The 26,791-nt window shown below is 38.8% G+C and carries 29 protein-coding genes; 2 read left to right on the top strand and 27 right to left on the bottom strand.

Features of this window, described 5'->3' with window-relative positions; all coding sequences use genetic code 11:
- Positions 1 to 6: 6 nt before the first annotated feature.
- The 19 genes from BM000_RS12475 to BM000_RS12380 form a co-directional block, all read right to left on the bottom strand.
- On the bottom strand, positions 7 to 1,539 hold the full coding sequence (locus BM000_RS12475; RefSeq protein WP_091498947.1) for a DUF6382 domain-containing protein: 1,533 nt from the start codon (positions 1,537 to 1,539) through the stop codon (positions 7 to 9).
- A 36-nt stretch (positions 1,540 to 1,575) separates the two neighbouring features.
- Complete coding sequence (locus BM000_RS12470; protein ID WP_091498941.1) at positions 1,576 to 2,091, bottom strand: A24 family peptidase; 516 nt, start codon at positions 2,089 to 2,091, stop codon at positions 1,576 to 1,578.
- Between the two features lie 22 nt (positions 2,092 to 2,113).
- Positions 2,114 to 2,707 (bottom strand): TadE/TadG family type IV pilus assembly protein, encoded by a 594-nt coding sequence (locus tag BM000_RS12465; protein ID WP_091498939.1) that lies wholly within the window; start codon positions 2,705 to 2,707, stop codon positions 2,114 to 2,116.
- A gap of 156 nt (positions 2,708 to 2,863) precedes the next feature.
- Positions 2,864 to 3,487, bottom strand: coding sequence for a DUF4352 domain-containing protein (locus BM000_RS12460; RefSeq protein WP_091498938.1), 624 nt, complete (start codon positions 3,485 to 3,487; stop codon positions 2,864 to 2,866).
- Positions 3,488 to 3,608: 121 nt separating this feature from the next.
- Positions 3,609 to 4,208 (bottom strand): DUF4352 domain-containing protein, encoded by a 600-nt coding sequence (locus tag BM000_RS12455; RefSeq protein ID WP_091498936.1) that lies wholly within the window; start codon positions 4,206 to 4,208, stop codon positions 3,609 to 3,611.
- A gap of 462 nt (positions 4,209 to 4,670) precedes the next feature.
- Positions 4,671 to 5,291 carry a DUF4352 domain-containing protein gene (locus BM000_RS12450; RefSeq protein WP_177178299.1) on the bottom strand — a complete coding sequence of 207 codons (621 nt, stop codon included), beginning with the start codon at positions 5,289 to 5,291 and terminating at the stop codon, positions 4,671 to 4,673.
- 257 nt (positions 5,292 to 5,548) lie between these two features.
- Positions 5,549 to 6,187, bottom strand: a complete 639-nt coding sequence (locus BM000_RS12445; RefSeq protein WP_091498927.1) for a DUF4352 domain-containing protein — start codon at positions 6,185 to 6,187, stop codon at positions 5,549 to 5,551.
- 17 nt (positions 6,188 to 6,204) lie between these two features.
- Positions 6,205 to 8,571, bottom strand: a complete 2,367-nt coding sequence (locus BM000_RS12440) for a DUF5702 domain-containing protein (protein WP_091498926.1) — start codon at positions 8,569 to 8,571, stop codon at positions 6,205 to 6,207.
- A gap of 34 nt (positions 8,572 to 8,605) precedes the next feature.
- Positions 8,606 to 9,217 (bottom strand): hypothetical protein, encoded by a 612-nt coding sequence (locus BM000_RS12435; RefSeq protein ID WP_091498924.1) that lies wholly within the window; start codon positions 9,215 to 9,217, stop codon positions 8,606 to 8,608.
- A 36-nt stretch (positions 9,218 to 9,253) separates the two neighbouring features.
- On the bottom strand, positions 9,254 to 9,433 hold the full coding sequence (locus BM000_RS12430) for a Flp1 family type IVb pilin (RefSeq protein ID WP_091498923.1): 180 nt from the start codon (positions 9,431 to 9,433) through the stop codon (positions 9,254 to 9,256).
- Between the two features lie 71 nt (positions 9,434 to 9,504).
- The gene (locus BM000_RS12425) at positions 9,505 to 10,371 is read right to left on the bottom strand and encodes a type II secretion system F family protein (protein ID WP_091498922.1); all 867 of its coding nucleotides are present in this window, start codon (positions 10,369 to 10,371) and stop codon (positions 9,505 to 9,507) included.
- A 5-nt stretch (positions 10,372 to 10,376) separates the two neighbouring features.
- On the bottom strand, positions 10,377 to 11,276 hold the full coding sequence (locus BM000_RS12420) for a type II secretion system F family protein (RefSeq protein ID WP_091498921.1): 900 nt from the start codon (positions 11,274 to 11,276) through the stop codon (positions 10,377 to 10,379).
- A 20-nt stretch (positions 11,277 to 11,296) separates the two neighbouring features.
- Positions 11,297 to 12,514 carry a TadA family conjugal transfer-associated ATPase gene (locus tag BM000_RS12415; RefSeq protein ID WP_091498920.1) on the bottom strand — a complete coding sequence of 406 codons (1,218 nt, stop codon included), beginning with the start codon at positions 12,512 to 12,514 and terminating at the stop codon, positions 11,297 to 11,299.
- The gene (locus tag BM000_RS12410) at positions 12,504 to 13,613 is read right to left on the bottom strand and encodes an AAA family ATPase (RefSeq protein ID WP_091498919.1); all 1,110 of its coding nucleotides are present in this window, start codon (positions 13,611 to 13,613) and stop codon (positions 12,504 to 12,506) included. Before BM000_RS12410 ends, BM000_RS12415 begins: the two co-directional genes overlap by 11 nt.
- Positions 13,614 to 14,209: 596 nt before the next feature.
- Positions 14,210 to 14,686, bottom strand: coding sequence for a hypothetical protein (locus BM000_RS12405; RefSeq protein WP_091498918.1), 477 nt, complete (start codon positions 14,684 to 14,686; stop codon positions 14,210 to 14,212).
- Positions 14,687 to 14,953: 267 nt separating this feature from the next.
- Positions 14,954 to 15,397, bottom strand: a complete 444-nt coding sequence (locus tag BM000_RS12395) for a hypothetical protein (protein WP_091498915.1) — start codon at positions 15,395 to 15,397, stop codon at positions 14,954 to 14,956.
- Between the two features lie 10 nt (positions 15,398 to 15,407).
- Positions 15,408 to 15,623 (bottom strand): hypothetical protein, encoded by a 216-nt coding sequence (locus tag BM000_RS12390; RefSeq protein WP_143063939.1) that lies wholly within the window; start codon positions 15,621 to 15,623, stop codon positions 15,408 to 15,410.
- 143 nt (positions 15,624 to 15,766) lie between these two features.
- Complete coding sequence (locus BM000_RS12385; RefSeq protein ID WP_091498905.1) at positions 15,767 to 16,024, bottom strand: hypothetical protein; 258 nt, start codon at positions 16,022 to 16,024, stop codon at positions 15,767 to 15,769.
- A gap of 244 nt (positions 16,025 to 16,268) precedes the next feature.
- Positions 16,269 to 16,481, bottom strand: coding sequence for a hypothetical protein (locus tag BM000_RS12380; protein ID WP_091498904.1), 213 nt, complete (start codon positions 16,479 to 16,481; stop codon positions 16,269 to 16,271).
- 1,073 nt (positions 16,482 to 17,554) lie between these two features.
- Here BM000_RS12380 and BM000_RS12370 point away from each other — a divergent pair.
- Entirely contained in the window at positions 17,555 to 18,448 is an 894-nt protein-coding gene (locus BM000_RS12370; protein ID WP_218144101.1) for a helix-turn-helix domain-containing protein, read from the top strand.
- Positions 18,449 to 18,471: 23 nt separating this feature from the next.
- Here the strand turns inward: BM000_RS12370 and BM000_RS12365 are convergent, their stop codons facing one another.
- The 5 genes from BM000_RS12365 to BM000_RS12345 all read right to left on the bottom strand — a co-directional run bounded on the left by BM000_RS12365 (position 18,472) and on the right by BM000_RS12345 (position 23,140).
- Entirely contained in the window at positions 18,472 to 19,671 is a 1,200-nt protein-coding gene (locus BM000_RS12365) for an amidohydrolase (RefSeq protein ID WP_091498899.1), read from the bottom strand.
- A gap of 105 nt (positions 19,672 to 19,776) precedes the next feature.
- Positions 19,777 to 20,421 carry an ABC transporter permease gene (locus tag BM000_RS12360; protein WP_091498895.1) on the bottom strand — a complete coding sequence of 215 codons (645 nt, stop codon included), beginning with the start codon at positions 20,419 to 20,421 and terminating at the stop codon, positions 19,777 to 19,779.
- Positions 20,422 to 20,440: 19 nt separating this feature from the next.
- Positions 20,441 to 21,349: a glycine betaine ABC transporter substrate-binding protein gene (locus tag BM000_RS12355; RefSeq protein WP_091498892.1), complete on the bottom strand. Its 909-nt coding sequence runs from the start codon at positions 21,347 to 21,349 to the stop codon at positions 20,441 to 20,443.
- Positions 21,350 to 21,386: 37 nt separating this feature from the next.
- The gene (locus BM000_RS12350) at positions 21,387 to 22,028 is read right to left on the bottom strand and encodes an ABC transporter permease (RefSeq protein WP_091498889.1); all 642 of its coding nucleotides are present in this window, start codon (positions 22,026 to 22,028) and stop codon (positions 21,387 to 21,389) included.
- A complete protein-coding gene (locus BM000_RS12345) occupies positions 22,025 to 23,140 on the bottom strand; it encodes a betaine/proline/choline family ABC transporter ATP-binding protein (protein ID WP_091498885.1) in 1,116 nt (371 codons plus the stop codon). The genes BM000_RS12350 and BM000_RS12345 overlap by 4 nt, the downstream gene beginning before the upstream one ends.
- 413 nt (positions 23,141 to 23,553) lie before the next feature.
- Here BM000_RS12345 and BM000_RS12340 point away from each other — a divergent pair, with 413 nt between their 5' ends.
- Complete coding sequence (locus BM000_RS12340) at positions 23,554 to 24,099, top strand: GbsR/MarR family transcriptional regulator (RefSeq protein WP_091498883.1); 546 nt, start codon at positions 23,554 to 23,556, stop codon at positions 24,097 to 24,099.
- Between the two features lie 12 nt (positions 24,100 to 24,111).
- On the opposite strand, the gene BM000_RS12335 is transcribed toward BM000_RS12340, so the two are convergent.
- Genes BM000_RS12335 through queG form a run of 3 tightly spaced genes read right to left on the bottom strand, consistent with a single transcriptional unit; the run spans position 24,112 to position 26,682 of the window.
- Entirely contained in the window at positions 24,112 to 24,591 is a 480-nt protein-coding gene (locus BM000_RS12335) for a tRNA (cytidine(34)-2'-O)-methyltransferase (RefSeq protein ID WP_091498881.1), read from the bottom strand.
- A gap of 33 nt (positions 24,592 to 24,624) precedes the next feature.
- Positions 24,625 to 25,497 carry an amidase domain-containing protein gene (locus BM000_RS12330; RefSeq protein WP_091498879.1) on the bottom strand — a complete coding sequence of 291 codons (873 nt, stop codon included), beginning with the start codon at positions 25,495 to 25,497 and terminating at the stop codon, positions 24,625 to 24,627.
- Between the two features lie 45 nt (positions 25,498 to 25,542).
- A complete protein-coding gene (gene queG, locus BM000_RS12325) occupies positions 25,543 to 26,682 on the bottom strand; it encodes a tRNA epoxyqueuosine(34) reductase QueG (protein ID WP_091498877.1) in 1,140 nt (379 codons plus the stop codon).
- Positions 26,683 to 26,791 lie beyond the last annotated feature (109 nt).

Below are 26,791 nucleotides of genomic sequence, written 5' to 3'. Positions count from 1 at the left end.
AGCGCATTAATCCTTTTGAAACGTATAGTCAACCTTACCAATTGTTACTTGATCACCGTGACTTAGCGAATAGCTCTTGTAGGCAACCATCGCTTCTCCATTTTTTTTACTTCCATTTTTCGAGCCTAAGTCCTTAATTGAATATCCTTGCTCAGTTTGGATAAGCTCAAGGTGGGTCCTTGATACACCAACCGAATCCTCCATGTAATCAACACTGGCTGCATTACGGCCGATTAAAAACGGGTCACGGCTGATCGTAATTTTCTCCGTTTTCCCTTGCCGGTTTACGGCTAAGTATGCAACAGCTGGAGCAGCGTCATCTCCTTCATCTTCATCAAGTAACACCGTTGCATTCGGTTGCGAGAGCAGCGTTGTTTGATTCTCTAACTCTTGGAAATAGGTTGCTGCATCAACCGGCGCCTCTGTTGCTACTGGCTCTACCAGCTCTGCTTGATCTTGTGCTGCTGAACCTGTCTCCGCATCCTGCTCTTTATGCTTATCTTTACTAAATAACCGTTTAATACCCGACTGTTCATTCTGCTCGCTTTCTACTTCAGCTTCCACAGCTTCTGTTTTACCGTCGTAAATAAAGGCAACATAGATAGCAGCAGCGACAATGATTAATGATAAGCTGATACTGATATAGAACATGCTATCACTAGCCATCGTGGTGTAGACGCGCCAAACAATTGCTAAAGCAAGTAGTGCTAAACAAGCAATAATAATTGGGCTCGGCTTTTTCTTTTCAGTAGGCTCTTGATCTCCTTCAGAGTTTAATGCTTTTTTCGGTACCTGCTTTGCCTTTGGTGCGAGTTTTGGAGTCGGTTTCTGACTTGGTTTTGGTACTGGCTTCGGCTTTGCAACAGGCTTTTGCTCAGTCGGTTCTGGTTTAGGTGCTGGCTTAGCCGGCTGAACAGTCCCACTCGTATGCAGACTGCTTTGGGCAGGCTCTGCTGTTTTTAACTGTTGAAGCTTGTCTTTCAGCTCCTTAATATTAAAGTTGGGACTTTGGAGATATTTAGCCAGTTGTTGAACACCATGACCCGTTAACTCATCAACATGACCAACTAAGTAAAACAATAAAGTTCGTAACTCCTCTGCTAGTGACGGTTTCTCGTCAAGCTCTGCTATCGGCAAATAGAGCAGCTCTATTGATTTAAAGTCCTTGCCGATGAAAATAAAATCCTCGTGAATGGCAAATTGATTCTCCGTTAGCATATACTCTTCACTTGCCTCTAAAGCAAGGGCAATTTGAAAGAGTAGTTGATAAAATGCCGGCATCGTCAGTTTTTCTTCTCTTAGACGGTGGGAAAGAATCTTCTTACCAGTAATGTTGTAATAAAGTTTAACCTGAAAATCTAATTCTTCAATTTCAATAGGTAGAATTCGGTCAATTTCATTTGCTTTCAGCATATTTACTTGAATTCGAACAAGCTCATCACTTGTAATGGGGACTTGTTCAGACCCACTAATTAATAGATAATGGCCGTTTTGTTGGACAAAATCATAATTCAATCGATAAATGGTTGTTTCTGACATCAGCTATCCCTTCCCTCTCAATAAATTTTCTATTGGCTATATGTAAAACAAAATAGTCGCAATAACTCCCGGAAGAACAGCATACATAAACGGGAATTGCACAATATCTTTCTTCATCCAAGCTTCCTTTGCTTGTTCTTTTTTAGTCAACTTTTCGACAAAAAACGCGAGTGCTTTAGCTACCATTCGTTTAATAAATACAGCCCGGTATAGTAGCAAAACAACGGCAATAAACCCAGCAAACAAAATGGAATACATTAAGCTATATAACGCAAATTCCATCCCCATCAGCGCACCGATTGCGCTAAAGAGCTTAACATCACCTGCGCCAACGCCTTTAATAAAATATAAAAACAGTAAGATAACGGTACTAACGATCAACCCAAGACCGGCAAACAACATGCCATCAATAATGCCATTACGAATAATAAAATAAATGAAGCCAACAACAATACCAGATCCGGTCAACTTATTGGGTATCTTCTGAAAGCGAGCGTCAAAATAAAAAGCAATTAAGATAAAAACAGCTAGTAAGTATACATTAAACCCCATCTCTCTTTACACCTCTCTTCGCCTATGAGCCTAGCCAAGCGCGCTCAACCGCTTTTTTTCGTAAAACAAAGGTACGATCCAGAAACGGAATCGGCAAGTCTAACTCATAGGTCGCCACAATCTCAACATACTTACTCGATCCATCAATGACTGGCAATACAGCTGATTCCACCTGAACATTACTTGCTTCAATAATATTCATCCTGTCCTCTTCCTCTAAATGCCGCTGTACTACATAGGTCAAAGCTGATGCTTGAGCGGAGGAAATCAAGCCACCCGTAGAATCCTTCAGTAACTGCATCCCCTCACTACCCAATGTCTCAATTAGTTCTGCCTCAATATGCTGTTGATTATCATTTAGATCACTAATAATTTCATCATATTGGCTACCAATATAGTTCTGAACGCTCTCGGCTACAACCTTGACTGGATAAACCTGTGTTGCAATTTGTTTAGCTGACTCTGAAGTTGCCCGATTAAGTGCAATATCAGTCAGAGCAAACCTGACCATATAGATGAGAAAAACAAGGAATAGAATAAAAATCGGCATAAATACCGCAGCTTCTAAGGTGATACTGCCATCTTGCTTACGAAACCATCTCTTTAGACCTTGCAAATGATCAACTCCTTTCTAAATATTTCTTAGCATTCATGGTAAGCTCATTCATTTTTAAGCATTAAATTAAGCTTAATCTACAATGTTCTTCCCTTTCCCTAAGACACAACATGATTGTGAATAAGGGAAAAGGAAGAGTTATCTTCCTCTCATTTATTACTCAACCTCATCTAAATCAAACTCCCAACGCACCTCGTTACTTAGTGAATCCAAAGCTAACTCACCAAAGGATAACTGATATGTATCCTCAATTGAATAATCGAACAAAAACTGCCCTGTTACTGTTTCATCTGGCTCAATGACTCCTTCAAAATTATCAACTGAATCAAAAGAATCATATGGCGCCATTCCCCCACCTCTAAGATCATGAAGTCTAGCAAGTAATATATCCTCACTTGCTATTCCTTCATCACCAATATTGGTGATCGTAATATCAATAATGACAAAGGTTCCATTATCAGGAGTCTGATAGGGATCATCTTCATCCATTTCTTCAACAAATTTAACAGATGTTGGTGTTGCCTCAAACTCTCCGATTGGTGTCTCGAGTATCCCAATATCACCCAGTTTTAATAAATCACCACTATCTTGTGTCGTCTCATTATCACTATCTGATGTTTCAGTTTCACTTAAGCCCAACGAATCTTCTTCTTCCGTTAAATTCGTAGTGGACTCATTGTTGCTCCCAGCATTTCCATCCTCTTCCGTAGCAGTTTTACATCCTATTAGAGCAAATAAGATAACTAAAGCGTAAATTAATAATCTAGATAGATTATGCATTAAAGCTAATCATCCTCTCAAAATTAATACAATAGTTTAAAGAATGGTTTTTTCTTTTCCCCCGTGCACAAATCTTTTTATTCATGAGGGAAAAGAAGGAATTAACCTTCCTTTCCAGTCATCACTGGGCATCATCTGAATTTAAATGCCATCGGACTTCATTACTTAATGATTCCAAGTAATCTGCACCAAAGGAAAACTCATAAACTTCCTCGTTAGTAAAATCAAATAATAACTCACCACTCATACTAGCTCCGGGTTCAATTTCCCCTTCGAAATTCTCTATCGTATTAAAATCTAGAAAGGGAGCAATTCCAGCACCGTCTAAATTCTCTAAATTAGCGGATTTAACTAATTCTTCACTTAATAAAGTTTGATCATCTATATTTTCAATAGTTAATTCCACAATGATGAAAGTACCATTATACGGCGTTTCATTAATATCTCCATCATCAATTTCATCTTCAAATCTAAATGCTGTTGGCGTAACTTGAAAATTCCCTAATTCTGTTTCTAGTGTTCCTACTTCACCTAAGTCTAATATTTCACTGTTATCTGAAGTAGAGGTATTGTCCTCTCCTTCATCTTCTTTAGTAGAATCATTATCATTAGATCTGCCTTCTGCATTTTCCTCTGGCACTTCCTCAATTATTACATTGTTATTACTACATGCAATTAACAAGAGAAATCCCATTAATATTGGAATTAATATTTTTTTCATTTATCCCACTCCTTATTAATAAGAGAAATGTGCTTCTCTATTGAATTTAAATTGATTCCCTTCAACACTTCCGTGTAATACACCAGTGCTATTTAGCATTTGTGCAATTTCAGGCATAAATAATAATTGCTTTGACGTTGTTAAATGACCACTTACATAGGTCATGTGTTAATTAAATTACTTCTCTTTCCCTTGTACATAGAATTTATGTATAAGGGAAAAGGAAGAAATCACGCTTCCTTTTCAAAATTTTCTATTCCGCCTCCTCTCCGTGTAATGCCCAGCGGATTTCGTTCGTATAGCGCCAGGTACCTTTTAGTCCTCTGACAACGTCCCTTTATTTAAGGATTACGCAGAATATCCTTCCACCCTCACGTGTCCGTAATGGTAGCACACCCAAAGTTTCTATCTTAGTACGTTCAATGCTAAAACACTAAAAGTATCTTCAATGCCTTTTCAGTCCTAATTCGCTTCATCTGAGTGAATTCTATATAATACTTCGTTACTTAAAGACTCCAGATAAGCAGCGCCAAATGATAATTCATACTCATCTTCAAGAGAAAAATCAAATAATAGTTCTCCTTCTAGAAATTCTCCTGGTGCTATCTCACCTTCGAAGTTATCAATTGAATTAAATTCATCATAAGGACGAATACCTGCACCTTCTAAGTTTTGAAGATTAACCGTTTGTACGATTTCGCCACTGTTAATTGGCTCATCACCAACATTTTCAAGTGTAAGACTTATAACAATAAACGTGCCGTTATCAGGTGATTGGTAAGGGTCATCTTCCTCCATCTCTTCAATAAATATAATTTTAGTTGGTGTTACCTGAAAATCACCAATTGCTGTTTCTAAGGTTCCTGTTTCCCCCAACTCTAGCAATTGAACCTCATTGTTTGTCTCGTCCCCATCTGAATCACTCTCATCTTCTTCATCGGTAGAATCAGCAGGAGCAGTATCTTCTGTACCTGCTGGATTGTTTCCGTTTATCTCCTCACCATTTTCTTCAGGTGTATTATTATTATTACAAGCGACTAATAACACAAAACCTATTAATATTGAAACTAATAATTTTCTCATATGATACACTCCTGACTTAGTAAAAGAAATGTGCTTCTCTATTGAATTTAAATTGATTACCTTCAACACTTCCATGTAAGACACCAGTACTGTTTAGCATCTGTGCAATCTCAGGCACAAACAATAATTGCTTTGCAGTTTTTATCTCTCCACTTACATATGTCATATGTTGATTAAATTACTTCTCTTTCCCTCATACACAGACTATTTATGTATCAGGGAAAAGGAAGAGGTCACACTTCCTTTTACTCTCTAGATTAATTTGCTTCATCAAGGTTAAATTCCCAAACTAATTCATTGGTTAATGACTCTAAGAGATTTGCACCAAATCTTAAATTATAAGTATCTTCTTCCCTAAATCTAAATAAAAGTTGCCCTGATACCTCTTCGCCTGGTTCGATATCCCCCTCAAAGTGCTCAACAATATCTAACGCTGTTTCGTTTGGTCTTCCTCCCGATTCACTATCCGTAATAGTGGCCATAGCAACATCTTCACTAATTAATGTTTCGTTGCCGATATTATTGATGCTTAAATCAACTGCTATATACTTTTGACTTCCAGAAAGATGCTCTTCAGGCCCGTCAATAAATGCAAAAGAATGTACTGTAATTTCGTAATCACCAATTGCAGTTTCCATTAGACCCTTCTCACCTAGAGACAATAAGCCGCTACTTGACCCTGCTGTGTCTTCAGGGGCGTCGTCTTCTGAGTCTAAATCATCTGAATCTGCATCTTCCTCATCTCCTGTGTTTCCCCCATCGTCATTTGTATCCTCTTCACCTGGTGTTTCAACAATATTGTCTGCATCATTACTATCTACACCATCATTTCCACATCCAACTATTATCAATAACGCACCAACACATAACACCATTAATTTAATTAGCTTATCCACATTGACACACCCCTCTTTTAATATGAAAAATGAGCATTTCTTTCAAACTTAAATTGATTTCCTTCTACACTCCCGTTCAGAATACCTGTATGATTTAACATTTGTGCAATCTCGGGTACGAAAAGTAGTTGTTTTGAGCTTCTAGCATTACCCTCAACATAGGTCATATGTTCTGTTAATTTCTTTTTAGTATCATGTTCAATAACCGCTGCAATACGTCTATATCTAGCTTGTGTAGTAGGGTTCATAAATAAAAATAGTCTTAAGTAATCATGATAATTCCACTCTAATAACGGAATCATATTACTCATAAAAAGAACTGGCTCGCCTTTCCCAAGTTCTTGAAGATCCTCTAACGATGTCATTAAAGAATATCTTAATGCTGCTAAAAATACTGCAAGCGGATGCGTAGCGGCTCGAACAAGTGGGTGCTTAAATGCGTCAATGAAGTTGACAGCGAATCTAACCGCAAACAATTGTGCTAATGCAGCAGCATAATTTGCACCAGGCTCATGGAGACCATAAATTATATATTCAACTTGACGATTTTTGTATTCAAAGTTCTCAGGATGAGCTAATGATACTTTAGGCTTTGCACTTTCAAAATACATAAGAATGTACTCATTAACATACAGCTCATCTCGCGCATTTAGTAATGCCTTGCCCAGATCACTGAATAAAGAGTCTAATAGTCCCATTGCACCTTTAGCACTGTTACTTGAACCATCACTATAATCAATACCTCCTCCTGCTATACCTTCAGCGTGTGCGTTATAACTAGCCAAAATAGCAGAAAGCTCATTATAAACTTCTTCAGTAATTAGATTTTCAAGACTACTCAGCTCATTAAATATCTCATCATTACTATTCTCAGCTTCGGCTCGATTTTCTTCTTCCTTATTCTCATCTTGTTCAAAGTCTTTTCTTTCACCAGTTAAATGGTCACTACCTTCAGTAGTAGATTCTCTTGCAGTATCTGCTGCCGCTTTCAACTGTGTATGGCCATCTTCTAATGAAGATTTTGAGACACCATTAATATTGTTCTTAACTGGTCTTAGTATGTCAGGGACTCCATCAAAAGCTTCAAGAGCTTCATCAAGAGGCGTTTTAATCTGATCAAAATACTCAGGCTCATACGGATAATCCTTTACTTTCTCCATTTCCTCGCGCATCTTTGCAACGGCATCATCTATATCACTTGTATCTGTTGGCGTATCGCCTTCAATTGACATCACATCACCGTAATTCTCATTGCTCTGTTCCTCTGCCTTTTCAATAGCTTTAATAATCTTTTGGTTTTCTTCTTTAGCTATCCCTATTGAATTGCTTATTTCTTCTAAATCTCTAATAATGCCTTCAGCTGACGTATACATTTCATTTGCTTTCTTTTCAGCCTTTTCCTTAAATGTTGCCTGATCTTGCTGCTCTTGCTCTATATCAGCATTATTATCTTCAATTGTCTTTTTGTTTGCATCAAGCTCTTTTTCAATCTCATCAATATCGTCTTGAAGATCTTCAAGGTCGTCCTCTAAGTCTCCTCGCCTATCGTCATCTTCCTCATCTGAAATATCATCTTCTAGATCTTGAATTTGTTGTTCTAAACGCCTTTTCCTTTCTTCTAAACGCTCATTGGCTATATCTAACCTGTCATTCTCACTCTCTAGTCGCTCAATTCGCACAGATGTATCTAAGTATGTTTGATAATGATAAACAATATCAGAGTATAAACGAACATCTGGATAATCACTGTGGCTTGTCGAGTTCATATTAAGTTGAAAGCTTTCTAATCGATCATTTATGCCAATTTCGCGCTCTTCTCCACCATTTAAGAAATCATCACTTTTATCAAGTAGTTCCTCACGATTTTCAAATGGCTTCTGGACAGCTTCAGCTATATCAATAAACTCTGAAGCACTTTTCATGGCTTCAGCAAGAAAGCTAAAGTTATCAATCAAGTTTATTGCAATTTCAATTGGAGCTTTATATTTCATTTCTTCAAGAATTTGATGTTTAAGTATTTTCTCGTCCGATAAAGGACGACTTGCTGTTAAGCTGTAGTCTTCTAAATTCGGTTGAATATAGTCAAAGTATTGATCATCCGGTTCGACCTCAAGATTTGCACTAATGACTTCGTTAAAAATAGCTTGTGCATCACTTTCCTCTATGCCAAATAAACCATATTTTCTCAATTCACTATCGTGTCCAGCTAAAGCTGACCGGACAGCACTCTGCAACGCATATTCAGTTTGCTGTTCAACTGCTAGGATACGTGCATAGTCGATTAAAATAGCGTTGAAAGCAAATACGATGGCTGTAATCAAAATGAAGAATAGTGAAACAGACCCTTTAGGATCTTCCTTAAATTTTCTCAACCACCTCTTCACATCTTATCCCCTCCTAGCAGCCAAAAAGCATTTGTTAATTTGCATTAAAAACTCTCTCCCCATAGTGGAGAATAAAATCGGTTGTTCGAATAACCTCGACTGGATCCTTAACTGAAGCATAGGCTGTTACCTCGAAGCTTCCATTCATAATTAAGTCAGCAACCAAATCAGGGACTTTTAAGTCACCTGATACCGTAACCTTTACTTGTGGGTTTATTGACGCCATATTTGGTGCCTCAACAACCACATTTGCACTGGGTAACATACCTGGTGCTTCAGCATGCGCACGATCAAGCTTATCTGCTGTTGAGCCTATTTGTGCTCCTGGGAATACCTTTTGGATAAAGCTCATACCGATGGCGTTACTCCGCCAGTACAAGCCATCACCATCCATGGTTGAGTATTGGTTCATGGCAAACTCACCTGTGTAAAAGTCTTTTTTACTGTTATCCCAACTAAAGGCTACTCGCTCAGCAATCAAATGCGCCCGTTGATAAATGACAACCTGCTCATAAATAACAAGGCTGAACAAAATTAAGGCGATTGTCATCACGAAGATGCCCGGGAAGATCAACGTTGTTTCCAACGTAAACATCCCCTTATCTTCTCGTTTAAGCTGTTTTAGTTTTTTCAAGAAAGTAGTCATACGCTAGTTCCTTTCTTAGCAAATACGACGTTATGATTAGTTACCTGGCAATTGGTTACCAATGTTATCAAGTAAGCCTTGGACCCATGTTGTTAACTGTTCACTAAACATAAGCGCAACTGCAACTAACACCACAATAATAAGTAAGATTTCTAATGTTCCTAAGCCTTCTTCGTCTTGTAAAAAATTTAAAAATTTTGCCTGTAAGTAGTTCATTATTCTTTCCCCTCTCATTTTATAAAAAAATAAATTTATTAGTAAAAGCAACAAGGTTGCTAGACTAAGCCTTAAAAGATAGCTAATGCTGGATACGCTACAATTAATAGAATGGCAACAAAGATAAACACCATTGGAAAGACAAGCTTTGAAGAGGCCTGTTCTCCTCGTGTTTTCGAGATTGCCTTTCTTTTTTCCCAAAGGGTATGGGCAAGCTCACGCAATGACAGTGAAAGCTGATCACCACCACGGCGATAGTTTAATAGTATGGTCGTAGTAAAGGCTGACACCTCTTGCACACCACAGCGCTTACTAAACTCCTCCATCACCTGACTAAAGGATTCCCCATTTTGAATCTTTGTCACACTTTCCTTTAGCTCTTTATAGAGTGGGTTGTCATCATCTTGCTTCATCATTGTGCATCGAATTAGCGCCTTCTGACAGGTTTCTCCTGCATTAACAAGGAGCGCAATTTTACTGGCGAACTCGGGTAATTCAAAGATAATTGCTTGTTTACGCAGCTTAACTTTGTCATCAAGTTTTTTTATTGAAATGGCTGGTAGTAACACAGCCATCATTCCACCTAGAATTAGCATCCGCTGATCACCGCCATTGGCCAGCGCAAGTAAGGCACCACCTAATAAGCAAATGAGAATACTTGAAATAATTTCAGCAAGATACATTTTAGTATAGGCTTGGATTTCACGACCAGCTTGATACAGCGTAGCAACTTTTTGTTGAATTGCCACCAGACGACTTGATAAGCGGTAAATTAGGCGCGTCTTATCAATTAAGTACAAGCCAGCAGGTGCTAAAAAGACAAATTGAAATGGTTCTTTATATGGCTCAATAAAAGCCTGATATTTTTTCCCTGCTAGTAATAAAGGCAGCAGGCAAACAACAATAATAGCAGCACTTACGATTTGCACAGTATTCATAGCAATCACACCTTAATATTCATAATGCGTTGGCAGAGCCAAAAGGAAAATAAAATAATAGCTAGACTAATCGTCATCACAATCGGTCCAAAGTCCGCCCACGAATAGAGTGGCTTCATATACTCAGCAGAAGAATAGCTTAGGACACCAACCATAAGTACTGGTGCTAGGGTAATCGCGTTGGACTCAAATTTCTTCTGAGCAACCATGACCGAAATTTCTTGCTGAATCTCAAACTTTTCACTAATCATCGTTGACGTTCGTCGAATGACCTCGACCAGATCACCACCTGTTCGTTTACAGGTAATAAAGACATCGGTAAAGTTAGTAATATCCTCAACACCAGCTCGCTTACTAAAGTCTTCAATCGCAATCTCAATTGGCTCTCGATTGGCAACACGTTTGTTAATAATTTCGAGTTCTTTAATAATAAGTGTCTCTGGATCAGGATAAATCAGCGATAAATCTTTAACTACTTCAACAAAGGCGTTCTCAATTGATCGTCCAGCAACAAGTGAAGTTGATAGGGAAAAGAGGGCCTGTTGAAATTGTTGACTTAACTCATTCTGACGTTTCTGAATCATCCGCTGACGGTAAACCTTTGGAAAGAATAAACCCACACTAGCGAACAGGATTGACATAATGATACTTTGGTAAAAAACATAGCCAATCACGAATAGTAATGCCCCAGCAACAGCTGCAATAAATAAATATTCAGCCACAGTGTAATAATAGGTTTGATAGTCGGTTGGACCACTTTTTTGAACCTTTTTGGTTTGAAAAGCTTGGAATAGCTTCGACTGTTTTGGCTCTTTTGCTGGTTGCCTTCCCTTTTTCTTTCGACTTAATGCTATCAAACCGACTGTGAGTATAAGAGCCAAGCCAATTACCAAGATTAATCTCATCGCCTCACCCCCTTTAATAGTTATTTAATTCCTGCTAGTTCAAGCTTGGTTGTATTTTGCAGGGCATACTCAGTTGGCTCCAATGAACCGATGATCTTGCCATCTTCATCCTCACCCTGTTCAACAAATTGGTAAAGCGGATTAATGACGATCTCATCTGCTTCAACACCAATCACTTCACTGATCGCAACCACTTTCCTTGAGTGGTCTCTTAGACGTGATAGGTGAATCATAATATCAATAGCTGAACTAATTTGCTTGCGAATAACCGGAATAGGAAAGTCAGCACCACTAAGTACCATCGTCTCCAATCGACTAATCATATCAATCGTTGAATTGGCGTGCCCAGTTGATAACGAACCATCATGACCCGTATTCATCGCTTGCAACATATCTAGCGCCTCAACACCACGCACCTCACCAACAACGACACGATCGGGACGCATCCGTAAAGATGATTTGATCAGGTCACGCATGGTAATTTCACCTTTACCCTCGGTATTCGCATTTCGTGTTTCTAAGCTGACAAGGTTAGGAATGTTCTTAATTTGTAGCTCTGCTGAGTCCTCAATTGTGATAATCCGCTCACCGGCAGGGATAAAATTGGATAGCACGTTAAGGAATGTTGTTTTACCAGAGCCCGTTCCACCACTGATAAAAATATTGTAGCGTGCTTCAATTAATTGTTTTAAAAAGCTAGCGACATCCTCTGCGATCGAGCCTTTCGCAATCAGGTCATGAATGGTCAATGGCTGCTCGGGAAACTTACGAATGGTCATTGTAGGCCCCTTTAAAGCAATTGGTGGAAGAACAATATTGACACGGGAGCCATCCTCCAGCCGTGCATCAACAATTGGGCTAGAAGCATTGACCGTTCGATTGACCTTCCCGACGATCATCTGAATAATATCCTCAAGTCGTTCACTACTTTCAAATTGCACGTCTGCTTGAAAGATGGCACCATTCTGCTCAAGAAAGATGTCCTTATGCGAATTAATCATAATTTCAGTAACCGATTTATCATCGATTAAAGGTTGAAGCACATCTAAACCACGAAAAGCATTATAGACGCGCTCAATTAGTGTTTTCATTTTATTAGCTGTCAGTGTTTGCTGATTAGCTTGCTCAAAGACGAGCTGTTCAATATGCTTTTTCAGCTCAGCATCTGTCATTTCTCTACTGCTGTTTAAAGTCTCACGGACTTGTTCAATTAAGGTCTTGGTTAGATCATGATTCATTTAACACCACCCCTTGCTTGTGTAGTGCTGTGACAAGCTGTTGAATATGTTGATTGAACACAGTCACTGAGGTAAGCTGTTCCCGTTTTACGAGCACCTTCCATTCAGGGACATAGGGTAGGAACGCTGTAACATCAACATTAAATGACTCAAGCCGTTGGTCAAGCTGGCCGGTGTACCGATTGAGAACAAAGGTAACACGGTCCTTTAAGCTTGCATCATTAAGTAGTGTGTGCCACTCTTCAAACAAGTAGCTCGTTTTATGAAAGCTATAAAGGTCATAATTAAGTAACCAATAAATATGATCAGTTACGCTTAGCGCTGCTAAGGTACGTTCATTCACCGAACTATCCAAGTCGATTACAATGTAACTGTACTTATTCAGTTCAACTAAAGTCTGAATAAGTGTTTCGATCTCGTTAGCGACTAACTCAGTTACTTCCTCTGCACTAGGGGCAAAATTAAAATAGTCGATTGCTGTTTTTTTATCCGTCAGTGTATAGGCCTCAAACTGCTCGGCTAGTTGCTCAGGATCAGCTTTTATGTAATAGAGTAACGGTGATGAAGAAGGCTGATCTTCAATGTTAAAGAGTATTGGAATTGAGTTTACTAACTCGAGACTGATATAAATGACTTGATGATCCTGATTAGCTAACTCCCTGGCTAAACCAAATGCTGTTGTCGTCTTGCCTGCTCCACCACCTGCAGAGTATGTAGCAAGTACTTGAGTAGCAGTATGTGATTTCTTCTGTTTTTGCTTGGTCCCGTCTTTTTCATAGTAGAACTTGAGTACGCCAGCTAACAGTTGCCCTAATGGCTGATATTTGCGCAGCGTTAAGGCTTCACTACCCTCTTCCGCTTCAGCTAGATATACCGTTAAGTCAATCTCTCCATCTTCATCTGCTGATCCGAGAAAATCTTTAGTCGTTAGCAGGATATTTACAGGTTCCTTTCCTAGTAGAAATTGTTGGAGCGCTTCCCGCTTTGAAAACAATTTGATATCAAACCGCGCTGCGTACTCAGAGTTTCTAATATAACGAGCAAATGATTCAATATAAGTGCGATCCTGATCAGCAACAATCATCGTTATCTTCTTCATGCCAACCCCTCACTTTCTAAACTTTTTTATCTATTAACAAATAAAACATCTCGAATTCAAAAAAAAACCAAGTTAAGATCCTTTGTTTACTTTACAAAGTAATCAGAAAAATCGAAATAGGTTAAAAGCATGTTTTTTTACTCATAAAACAGCTACTTAGTTCGTTTGTCTTATGGTAAAAGTTTGGTTATCACCTCCTATTTAAGTGATTTGGTCAATCATATTAAGCTTATTTTGTTTTTTTAAAAAAGTATTAAATGGCTCTGAACATTTTCATGGTAGTATTCTTGGTGTATTTATTATTGAGGCTATTAAAAGAAGTAGGACCTTTGGTTGGTTACTATAGGAAACTGACAAAAGACCGAGATGCCAAAAGCTATGCTAAGTAACGATCAGAAAATTTATCCAATTAACGCCTTTAGCTTTTTACTTCCCATATTAAATTGTTGTTAAACTTTAATTACCAAATTTAGTCCATAGGTACTAAAAACGTTTTAGAGCAGTAAAAAAACACCTTATTCTCCTTTAAAATGGATGGAATAACGTGTTTTTGAATTAACTAAAAACTTAATATAACTATGTTTAGAACAGGATTTTTACATTATTATTTTCTGATTGGACAACCAGTCTTTGACGGCATGGAAAATCAAATAAAATAGGACTATTGACGCGAGTAAAAAACCCAGAAAAACAAGCGATAATTGAATATTTTTTATTTCATTAAGTAGATAGAGACCTAAATGTGCGGTTAGATAAACGAGAATACTAAGTAACAACAGAAGTGGCAACATGACAAACAGCCACCATTGCCTAATCTCTACACGATCACATTTAAGGTCATAATGCTGATCCGTATATAGTTTGTGTTTTGTCGTCATAATTAATTTCTTCGGTTCAGTAGTAAAGTGATATTGCCTTGGCATCTGAAACAGCTGTTTACTGGGACCGAGCAGCCAATCGAATAATAAAACCAACAGGCCCAACTTTCTCCGTCGATGAAAGACAATATGATGTAAGACCCAGCCGTGCTCAAACTGCTTCAGTTCATAATAAGGATGTTGGATATCAATCAATTTCATTCCTCCTTAAAAAATTGATTTAAAAAACTCAGCAATGACGCGTAAAATATTGTTGCCGATAAGGAAAGCAAGAAGAAAGGATAAGACACATGACAAGACAACAATGGAGCCAAATGTTCCTGCTGGCTCAGTTTTATCAATAAAGATAAGCAATGCAATGCCTACGATGAGACAAAAATAATTTAAATAGATTTTTTTGATGAGAACCATCTCCTTTATCATTTTTTTATCGGGCTAATTAAAGCTAAAAAGCTATTCCAATTAAAACAAGCCTTGTGCTCTGGTGAATAAAACAAGAAAGTAAGTAGCCATTGTCAGGACAAGACTTAATGCTACCTTAAGCATAACGATGCGAAGTTCTGCCACAACATCAGCGTCTAAGTAAACACCCGTTCGTTTATCCGAGCGCTTCATTAGAAAGTTATACATAAAATGGCCCAGTAAGACCGAAGCGTTCGTCTGAAAGAAGGCAAGGCGATCTTCGGCATCTAAAAAAGGGGTATTAAAAAAATAGCCAAAACTAAACATCGCCCACGTAATTAAATAGGCAAGAAATGCATAATAACGATAGTTAGCAGTCTTTGTGATTTTGGGAAAGCTACTAAGCTTGAAGAAGTGGTCAGCAAGATCAATAATAAGGATATGATTAACGACCTGCGTGAGTATAGCTACAACAAAAATAATTGTATAATCATTACTAAACACAAGTCACCTCCTAGCAACTTCTCCGTTGTTTTGCTCGCCAATGCAAATAAATAATACCTTTAATTAAACAAACACCGATCATACTTCCGACTAGGTTCCAAATGAGATCACTAACTTCACCTTGAAATCTCAGCATAGCTCTTCCTAGCAGTATGCCACAACTAACATAAATAATTGTTTCAATAATCATTTTCTTCCCTCTAAGCTTGAGGTATTTTTTAACCATGAGCATTGCCCTTATGTCGGCAGTTTTAAAACTGATATATATACTGCGGTACCTAGCAATCCGCTTTTTAAGATTCAATTTATTGCTTAATTAATCTAACAAGGTTATTGTCAATCAAAAAAAGGCAGCCTCTTCTATTTAAATTAATGACGCTTACCCTTGAAATAGGTAATTAAATAAATAACCAGCATTACTGACGTAACAACGCCAATTATTTGATATTGCGGCTTAACAAGTTCATTTAACAAAAGCCCATACACAACAACCGTAATTAGACATTCTCTGTTCGTCAGGTAAGTATAGCAGTTGTGAATAAGCGCATGCCATAACGATAAAATGATATTCCAGAGAAGACCAAGCCAAGCAGCAAAGTGCAGGAAGAGAATAACTCCTTCAATCATGAGGTCAACACGTTCATATTAAACTTCAATTTTGATTGCTCTTTTTTAAATCTAATACTCGGCATAATCCCCCTCCTAAGTCCCACTTAATACCATTTGAAATGCGTTACCTCGACAAACAACCACAATACATTGTGGTTGACAAGAGCGAAGTTATAAAGTTGTTTCCTTTTGGATAAGTTGAGTAAGCAGCTAACTTAAATTAATAAGTAATTCAGCATGCGCTCATTAGTCATGTCTTATTTTACTGAGAATTTAGCCATTTCTTATAATCCTTCCATTCATCAATCATTAAGGCAATTGTACAACCTAAAAAAATATTTGCTAAATTGCTAGTCGGATCAGTATTAAAAATTAATTTCCCACCAATTACAACAATTACTAAGGTAATCAAGTTGAATAAAACCAAATTAAAAAGCATACGCTTCCATTTAAGCTGCAGATATTGCTGAACCATCAATGATCACCTCTGATAATCTATCAAAATTTCTAGCATAAACCCGATCAAAATGAGAAGCGCACAAACTGATAAAACGACTTTATTTAATTTAGGAAAATGATTAGCTCCATCACTTTTATTTTTTTTCACTTTATAAGAAAATCTAAAACAATAGATCGACAGAATGATTTTAGCGAAATTGATCGTCAATTGAAGGATATCGTAATTATGTCTCCCTATTAACGATGGTACATTTAACAGCATATAGCCCATGATTGTATAAAATAGGGGTGATCTTACCACTTTAATTATCATTTTCCCACCTCTTATTTATTCTAACAAAATATCTCAGAGCAGGCGTCTTTATGTTTTACCACTGGTAATGCTTCGGATCATCCAAGTAGCTTGATAACTCAGCTTTATATCTTCTATAATTGTAACCGTATCGTGACCAGCAAAAAGTCAAAAAAGCAATTGATGGTCCAGAAATTAGCGCGCTTTCGAGTAGCCGATCATATTTTTGATCGATAATTTTGATTAGTAAAAAATAGTCGAAATCAATGAACTTCCTCTCTCCACTTAGATTAGCATTATTTTTTAAGAATATTAGGTTTTAACGATAAAATTATTTGAGATTAATCGACTTTAATTACTATACTAGCAATCAAAAAGATTACATAAAATACTTCCACATTTGAAACTTTGCGTATCAAAGGCCCAATCCCACAACAAAGCGCCCTTGTTATTAGTCACTATCAAATTCTCAAACAAATAATTTACGATAATAAAAAAAACCAACGCTCATATCGATATAGTTTGATCAGTCCATACTAACAACTGCTTTTAGGATAACTATTAAAAAGCTGAAGAACAATTGTGCCAGATAAGAAATAAAAGCATAGTTTAATCATTTGATCCTCTTCCTTCCTAATAACTCTGTATACCATTCCAATTATTCATAAAATTTTTTGTTTTGTGCTATTCTTATTTATTATTGTAGATTCTTCTCTTCATTATTAGCAACCACAATTAATTACTGTTGACAAATGCTGAATTTTACTTATAATTGTAATTTTAAGGGGTGGTTTGATTTGGAAAAAAGCATGCAGCTATTCTCACAGCGCATAAAAGAAATAAGACAAAAGCTTTGCTTCAGTCAAGCTGATGTTTCTGAACAGACAGGCATTTCATTGGGGACATTAAGAGGATTGGAGAATGGCAAAGTAATGCCCAGGCTTGATACACTAAAGTTCTTATCAAACCTCTATAAGCATAACTTAATTGAGGTCTACGCCACCTGCTTAGTTGGGAATTATCAAGCGTTACTAACCACCTATAACCGGGCTGAAGCTAAAATAGCCTATCAAAATTACGCAGAACTTGGTGATGAAATTACAGAGTTAATAGCGCTTCGCGAGCACACAAGTAGTGAATTTTTTGCTACGCAGATTACCCAGCGAATGGCGTTGTTGTCAGCGATCATCCTTACCGAACGAGATAATGATCGGCGTGGTGCGCTTCGTGTACTTACTAACGCGCTCAAACAGACAACACCGACCTTTTCAACACGTACATACGAACAGTTTTACTATTCTGATTTGGAGAAACGGCTGCTGATGACGATTGGTTTACTTAGTCGTTTCACTGAGCACAAGCCTGCTACGCTTAAACTATTTCAATTTGTCCACCAAACATCTTCAGCTTCCATTTTACATATTAAAGCCTGTTATCATCTTGCACTTTATTACATAGAATCGAAACAATTTCAACTAGCACGTGACTGTATTAATGAAGGAAAAGAACATGCACAGGAGCAAAATCAAATGTATAGTCTCGGTTATTTCGGCTTAGCTGAGGCAAAACTGGCTTATCAACATAATGAGCCGGACTGGCAGAAGCAGGCTGAACAAATTAACCTCATCCGTAACTACTTTAATTTACCATTTGTAGCAATTGAAACAGATGCATTGCCATTATTTTATTGAAAAAGGTGCAAGCACAGAAGTGCTCACACCTTTTGTTCATCGCTACGCTCGGCTAGAAAATCTAACGCCGCTGATGCCAGTACCTTGGCGCCATTGCGTAACGCTGTTTCATCAATATCGAACTTCGGATGGTGATAGGGGTACGTGAAGCCTTTTTCTTTATTAGCTGAACCAGTAAAGAAGTAAGTCCCCGGAATTGCTCCGGTAAAATAAGAAAAATCCTCTGCGCCCATATTTGGCTCCATCACGTGAATATTTTGCTCTGGCAAAACATCGGCTGCGGCTTTGACTAAAAGTTGATTAAGGGCACGGTCATTTTTTAAAGCGGGATAGCCGAACTTATAATCAAGGTCAAAATCGGCACCGAACGCTGCGACCGTATGCTTGGTAATCTGTTTAATCCAGTCGGCTATTTGATAGCGCACGTCTTCATCAAAGGTACGTACCGTCCCTTCAATGCGTGCCGATCCGGGAATGACATTGGCTGTTTCACCAGCTTGAAAGGCCCCAATCGTCAGTACCGCTGGTTTTAACGGATCAACCTTGCGACTAACAACTTGGTGTAAGCTGGAGACGAGCTGGGCGCCAATTTGAATCACATCAGTGGTGTCATGGGGAAAGGCACCATGCCCACCAACACCTTTAATGGTTAGCTCAAAATCATCGCTTGCACCTAGGATGACCTGATCATTGTGCCAAACATGACCGACCGGTAAGTAATTTTCCATGTGGGTCGCGAAGATCGCATCAACACCCGTCAACGCACCATCCTCGACCATTGGCTTGGCACCACCGGGGTCCTGCTCTTCGGCGTGCTGATGAATAAAGACAATCGTGCCACACAGCTGATCTTGATAAGCAGCAAATGCCTTGCTAATGCCAAGGGCTATGGCAGTATGGGCGTCATGCCCACAAGCATGCATCACACCTGAATTTTTTGATTTATAGGGTACATCATTTTCTTCTTGGATGGGCAGGGCATCAAAATCAGCTCGAATAGCCACGGTCTTGCCTGGCTTTCCACCTCTAAGCGTCGCAACGACACCGCGACCGCCAACATGATCACGCACTTCTAGACCAAGCTGGCGTTGATAATCAGCAATTACTTTCGCTGTGCGCTCTTCTTGAAATGACAGCTCGGGATACATATGCAAGTCTCTTCTTAGCTCAACCATTTCAGCAAATAATTGATCAATTTTAGCAAAAATCTTGGATTTATCCATTTTTAAACCCCTTCAGTATTCTTAATTGGTAAACGTTATGCTTAATGCTTGTCTTTAAGCATGTTAAAAAGATGCCGATAGTTATCGGCATCTTTTTAGGTTAGGCTAGCTGGCAAATCGTTTCTTGGTTCGCTTTTCAACGATCCCGAGAATTAAATCAGCGATAATTGCCAGTGCCGCTGCTGGCACTGCGCCTGCATAAATTCGAATATCGTTTTGAAAACTAATACCACTAATAATTTCACGGCCTAGTCCACCACCACCGATATATGGGGCAATGGTTGCAACCGCTACAGCAATAACTGCGGCCACACGTAAGCCAGCCATCAAGAACGGAATTGACAAGGGAAACTCTACCTTCATCAATAATTGAAAGGGGGTCATCCCAATCCCTTTGCCTGCTTCTGTCACACCATCAGCTACCTCACGCACTCCAACATAGGTGTTGCGGACAATTGGTAATAGTGAATACAGAAACAAGCCAATCACAACTGTTTGGAAGCCAAGCCCGAAGTAAAGCAATAGGATCGCCAGCATGGCAATACTGGGGATTAGCTGCAAAATATTTACCAGTGATAGAATTACAGGTGCAAGCTTCTTAAACTTGGCGGCTAGTATACCGAGCGGAATGCCGACAACTAAAGCTAGAAAAATTGCGTAGATGACCATTAAAATATGTTCAATGGTTAAATCAATTAATTCGGCTGAATGATCTGCCATATAACGGCCAAGGTCGATTATAAAATCCATGTTGGGCTCCCCTCTTTATTTATTCAGTTAAAAACCCTTGTTCCTCTAAAAATTCACGGGCAACATCTGCTGTCGAGCGTCCCTCGAAATCAACCTCACGAATCATCGCTGACATTTGCTCAGTTGAGACTGCACCAACTAGTTCTTCAAAGATGTCATTTACTTCTGGGTACTCCTCTAACACATCATTTAAGGCAACAAGTGATGCATCGTATGGCGGGAAGAATTGGACATCATCCTCAAGTAAACGAAGATCATACTCAATAATTTGTGGATCAACCGTATAAGCAGTGACCACATCTACTTCATCTCTAGCAATCGCTTCATACATTAGCGAAATCTCCATTCCTCTAACATCACCAAAGCTAAAGCCATACGCCTCCTGAAAGCCTCGATAACCATCATTATCACGTTCAACCCAAGTCGTATCAGTACCAACCACTACATTATCAGCAAATTGTTCTAAATCAGAGACAACGGTAATGTCATTTTCTTCGGCAAAGCCTTCCTGCACCGCAATTGCATATTCATTTGCATAGCCTAGCGAATCAAACCATGTCAGCTCATAAGCTGGATTAAAAAATTCCTGGGCATTTGCAATTGTTTGTTCTGGATCAGTAGTATATTCAACATCATCAAAATAGTTATTGTAGACTTCTCCAGAAAATAATAAAGCAAAATCAAATTCCTGACGATCTAATGAAGCTAAAATCTGTGGGCTTGCTTGAATATCCTCAGTAATGTTAACTTCATGATCAGTATGTTCTTCTATCATAATTTTCACTAGTTGGGCGGCAATCTTGGGATCAGTATAAGTCTGTGCCCCAAACTCAAATACTTCACCACCAGCAGCCGAACCTCCGCCACCACAGGCAGCAACTACTAATAAACTAAGCGTCAATAAGCTCGCTAATACTATTTTTTTCATTTTAAGATAAACCCCTTTTTTATTTTTTTCAAAAAACTTATGCTCTTGATAATTTTTTCTCAACAAAACCCAAGACTAAGTCAATAATTAAGGCAAGTAAGATCGCCATAACTGTACCTGTAAAAATCATAAACCGATTGTTTGAGCCAATTCCAGCTACAACCAAATCACCTAATCCACCTGCGCCAATAACAGTCGCAAGGGTTGTCCAGCTAATAATATAAACGGTTGTTGTTCGAATTCCTGACATAATATATGGAATAGAAATGGGTAATTCAATTTTTATTAAGCGCTGAAATTTGTTATAGCCCATTCCCTTAGCCGCTTCAACAATTCCTTGGTCAATTGACTCTATTCCAGCATAGGTGTTTCGTAATAAAGGTAATAAAGCATACAAAAACAGTGCAAGTACAGCTGGTCGAAAGCCAATGCCTAATACCGGAATGAGCAGGGCAAACATCGCTATCGTTGGAATGGTTTGAAAGAAGTTGGCAATATTGAAAATGGCATTTCTAAGCCGATCTCCCTTTAAACGGGTCATAAAAATAGCTAACGGAATGGTGAGGATGATTGCAAACAGAATCGCAACGAAAGCAATAGAAAGATGCTCCCATAAATAAGTCAAAATGTTCTGATAACGAATTGACCAAAAATCAAGATAATCTTCAATTAAGTTCATGACGTCACACCACTTTTACTCCCAAATTTTTCATGTAACTTTTCAAGTAGTAGTTCTTGGTCAAGTACCCCGATATACGTATCATCTGGTTCGATAATGGGGGCAATTGTATCCTTACTCGCAACAAATTTTTCTACCTCAGCCGTTCGACGATAGGCAATAATCTTCCGATTGACGAGCTCTGTCAGTGGCTTATCGGTAGAACGAACGGCGTCATAAAGTGAGGCAATTCCAATGTATTTTTCCTCAGCATCAACCACAGGTAATTGATCTTTTTTATGCGTAACCATTAGGGAAATCACATCATCAACTGATTGCGTTATCGTTGCATACGGGAAGTCTTCATCAACAAATGCGGTCATAGGTGGTAAGCCTTTTGCCTGCTCTAATCGCTCAGCCCCTATAAATTCTTCAACAAATTCATTAGCTGGTGAGGTTAGGAGATCATGTGGTGTCCCTTTTTGAACAACCTGACCGTCACGCATTAAAATAATTTGATCAGCAATTTTGATTGCTTCATCCATGTCGTGGGTAACAAAAATAATTGTTTTTTGAATGTCCTCTTGTAATTTAACTAACTCATCCTGAAGCTGCTCGCGACTAATGGGATCGAGGGCACTGAATGGTTCATCCATCAGAATAATCTTTGGTTCAGCAGCTAAAGCGCGGATAACGCCAATGCGTTGCTGTTGTCCACCACTTAGCTCATTCGGATAACGTGATTTATAAACCTCAGGATCTAGATCAACCATTTTTAATAATTCATCAACTTTGGTAGCAATTCGTTCCTTATCCCATTTTAATAGTTTTGGTACCGCAGCAACATTATCGTAAATTGTCATATGTGGGAAAAGACCAATACTTTGAATGACATAGCCCATTTGTCGTCGTAAATCGATCGGATTAATATCCTTAATGCGCTTGCCATCAATGGTTAGCTCACCCTCGGTATAATCAATTAAGCGATTTAACAACTTCATCGTTGTGGTTTTTCCACAACCACTTGGTCCAATGAGGACATTAATCTTGCCTTCTTCAAAAGTTAAATCAATGCCTTTAAGTGCTTGAAAGCCATCCTCATAAACCTTGTTAATGTTCTTTAATTGAATCAAAAGCTGTCCCTTCCTTCATCTGTTCTTTTTTGTACTAAATTAATTCTAGCGAAAAATGTCGAATAAACAAAATGCGATATAAACTTTAAATTGTACAAACTTTATACAAAATAAAGTGTATAGATTGTATAAACAACTTATCCTTATAATATCGTCGATTTCCTCTTAAATAATACCCTATATGCAATTTGGAGTTGATTTTTCACTATGCTACACTTAGTGAACAACAGTTACAGTGTGTCTAAGGTGCAAGATATTAATTGAGATAGAACAAACTGTTATTGCAGGACGATACAAAAAGGTTAGCGTTACTGACTGTTGCCAACCAATGTCACATTGCTTTGTAATCCAACAGCATTTTATACCCTTCTCTAAACTAGACCAAACACAAAAAACTAAAAAGGCTGATGTTAATGACACATGAAGACAAGCTTGAACAGATTAAGCACCGTGTTAGTGAGCAGATTGCTGAGAACATGAAGTCATATGGTTTTCCTGCGACAATAGGCCGTGTGATTGCAGCAATTTATTATCAAGGACGCGCCCTTGATTTAGATGAGCTAGCTGAAAGCACCGGGATGAGTAAGACACGGATGAGTCAAGTATTAAGAGAAATGGTTCATTATAATATTGCAGAGAAAGCGTTTGTCAAGGGATCTCGAAAGGATCATTATACAGTTGAAGAGGATTACTATCAGACGTTTATTTCGCTATTTACTTCTAATTGGCGAGATGTCATTGTGCGTAATCGGAAGATAGAGTCACGCATTATGCAGGACTTGCTTGAAATTAACGCTGATCCAGAGGCTTCAGATGAGATTAAGCAAAGCACCCAACTATACATTAACGATTCACATGATTCAATGGCTTATTATGATTGGATAGAACGTCTTGTCGAATTGTTTGAATCACAGCGAATTTTCGATATTGTTCCGAAAAAAGACGCTACTCACGAATGAGTGCGTCTTTTTTCAATGCATATTGGGAAAGCCTTGCTGTTTAAGAACATCATAGACAAGAATCGCAGCTGTATTCGACAAATTAAGAGAGCGCACTTTGTCATTGTCAGCCATATGTATACGTAGACAACGCTCCTCCTTACCCACTAATAGTTCTCGTGGGATACCATTCGTTTCACGACCAAAAACAAAAAATAAATCCTGGTTAGCTTCACTAAAATCAAAATCGGTATAATATTTCGTCCCAAAATTTTCAATGTAATAAAAATTACCGTTTGGATGTGCTTGATAAAGATCTGCTAAAGAATCATGGTTGTAGATATCGACATCATGCCAATAATCGAGCCCCGCCCGGCGAAGCATCTTATCATCGGTTGAAAAACCTAATGGATGGATGAGATGGAGCTTAGCGTTTGTTGCTAAGCAAGTGCGCGCAATGTTACCTGTATTTGCTGGAATTTCTGGTTGATATAGGACAATATGAATGGCCAATTGGTTCACCTCAATCTAATAATCACCTGAATATTATAGCATATCACTACTACCAATTCGAAAAAATTTATACTGACAATTTGGTGTCCAAGCCATTGAATCTTGATAATCCCAGTAGCGATGGCGACTATTATTCGTATGCGCATTAACTAAAGGCATACCCGCTTCATCAAAAGCGACCACAATGGTATTGTGATCAAAACGACCATCCCCTTGAAAATCATAGCAAATAACATCCCCTAGGTTTAATTTCTCAGGTGAATCGACTTGATAACCGCGTAATCCTTGGGTTGAGCCACTTAAATACCACCGAAACGAATGGGCAACCGACCAACTAAAGCTCCAATTGTTCTGCTGATACCACCAACCTGAGGAACGATTCGGATAGCCGCGAAAAGGCGCACCGCCAGCTCTTAAGCATTGTGAAATATAATTCGTACAATCATTCTCCTCGAAGAAATGATAAGCCGGATTAGCATCATTCCACCAGCGTTCTGCATATTGGACAGCAGCTCTACGGTCATAATTAAAGCGAACTTGATCCTCTACAGGTGTTAATTCAATTGTCGTTCGATCACGATCATGGCCAGTATTAATCACAGGCGGCGTAAGCTCAGAGTTGCTAACTATTTTTTTGTCAACGAAATGGGCCTGGTGTGCTCTGGTTTGCTCTTCCTGATAAAAACGGTTGCCATCCTTAACAAGAAAAGAGACATGTAGTTGATAAAAAACGTCTTCTTGATCATGTGAGGTTCGCCGTTTACTGGTCACATGTCCCTCCCCTTTAATACGTGTTACCTCCTGGCCTCTTGCTTGGTGGCGCTTTACAACATGCGTTACCCAGTTGTCAGCCCGATTCGCTAGCTTTTCCTGCCAGAATTGATTAATCTGTGCTCGATTATTCATTATCTATCACCCCTCTTCATTAATTTATGAAGAGAGTGAAGCTATTTATACCTGCGCTTGTTCAAATGCCAAGCCTTTCTCCATTTCATTTCGGACTTCTGGGTCCTGCTCTATTTCCAGAGCAGACCTAATCGCATCATAGCTGTCATAACGACCAATTTTCCCAATCGCCCAAGCAGCTGTGCCCCTAATAACCGGACGAGGATCATCTCGCATTAGTCTTATTAACTCATCGACAGCCGTTTGCTCCCGATAATGAGCAAGGGCAAGAATAGCGTTACGTTGAATTGGTTTTTTCCCGCGCCACGAACCCGACATTTTACCGAATCTCTCCTTAAATTCTTTATTGCTAATTGATAACAAGGGAATAAGCTCTGGTTTCACTAACTCTGGATCAGGTTCTAGCTCTGGATGATGGTGAACGTCAATGCCTTTGTTTTTTGGACAGACTAATTGACAAGTATCAAAGCCATATAATTGATTACCGATTTTACTACGGTATTCATCTGCAAGAAATCCTTTCGTTTGCGTGACAAAGGCAATGCAGTTCTGAGCATTTAATCGACCAGGAGCAACTAACGCACCCGTTGGACAATTATCTAAACACATGGTACAGTCACCACACTGATCATCCAGTGGTTGATCAGATGGGAAGGGGACGTTGGTAATCATTTCACCAAGGTAAACATAGGAGCCGAATTCAGGGGTAATAATAAAACTATTTTTCCCGCTCCACCCAATTCCGGCCCGCTCGGCCACAGCACGATCAGACAATTCACCCGTATCTACCATTGAACGTGAACGAAAGCCGGGAACGCGTTCAGCAATAAAAGCCGTTAACAGCTCAAGTCGGCTATTTAAAACATCATGATAATCATGTCCCCACGAAGCCCGACAAAAGTTCCCGCGTCGCTGACCTTTTTTATTAAGCGGGCGATCCCTCATCCGAGATGGATAGGCAACAGCAATGGCAATAATCGATTCGGCATCCTCTAAGTGCAAGGCTGGATTAGTCCGTTCCTCAAGCGTGCCCTTTTCAAAACCTGATTGAAAGCCATCCTCCTGCTGCATCTGCAAGCGCGCCTTCATCTCAGCAAAAGGATTCGCGGCAGCAAAGCCAATTTTATCAATACCAATTTGTTTAGCATATGAAATAATTTCTTCTTTCAATTGTTCATTAGCCACTGTAGTCACCTCCCTTTATCCAGTCTTCATGAGTTTATTGCGTTGTGTATTGGTCTCGGCGGATATAGCGCACCGGCTCACGGATTTAGCTCCACTTGCGCGGATATAA

This window comes from Amphibacillus marinus (assembly GCF_900110345.1).
Lineage (GTDB): Bacteria > Bacillota > Bacilli > Bacillales > Amphibacillaceae > Amphibacillus_D > Amphibacillus_D marinus.
The sequence above is the reverse complement of the archived record's forward strand: the minus strand, read 5'-3'. Positions and strand labels throughout refer to the sequence as shown.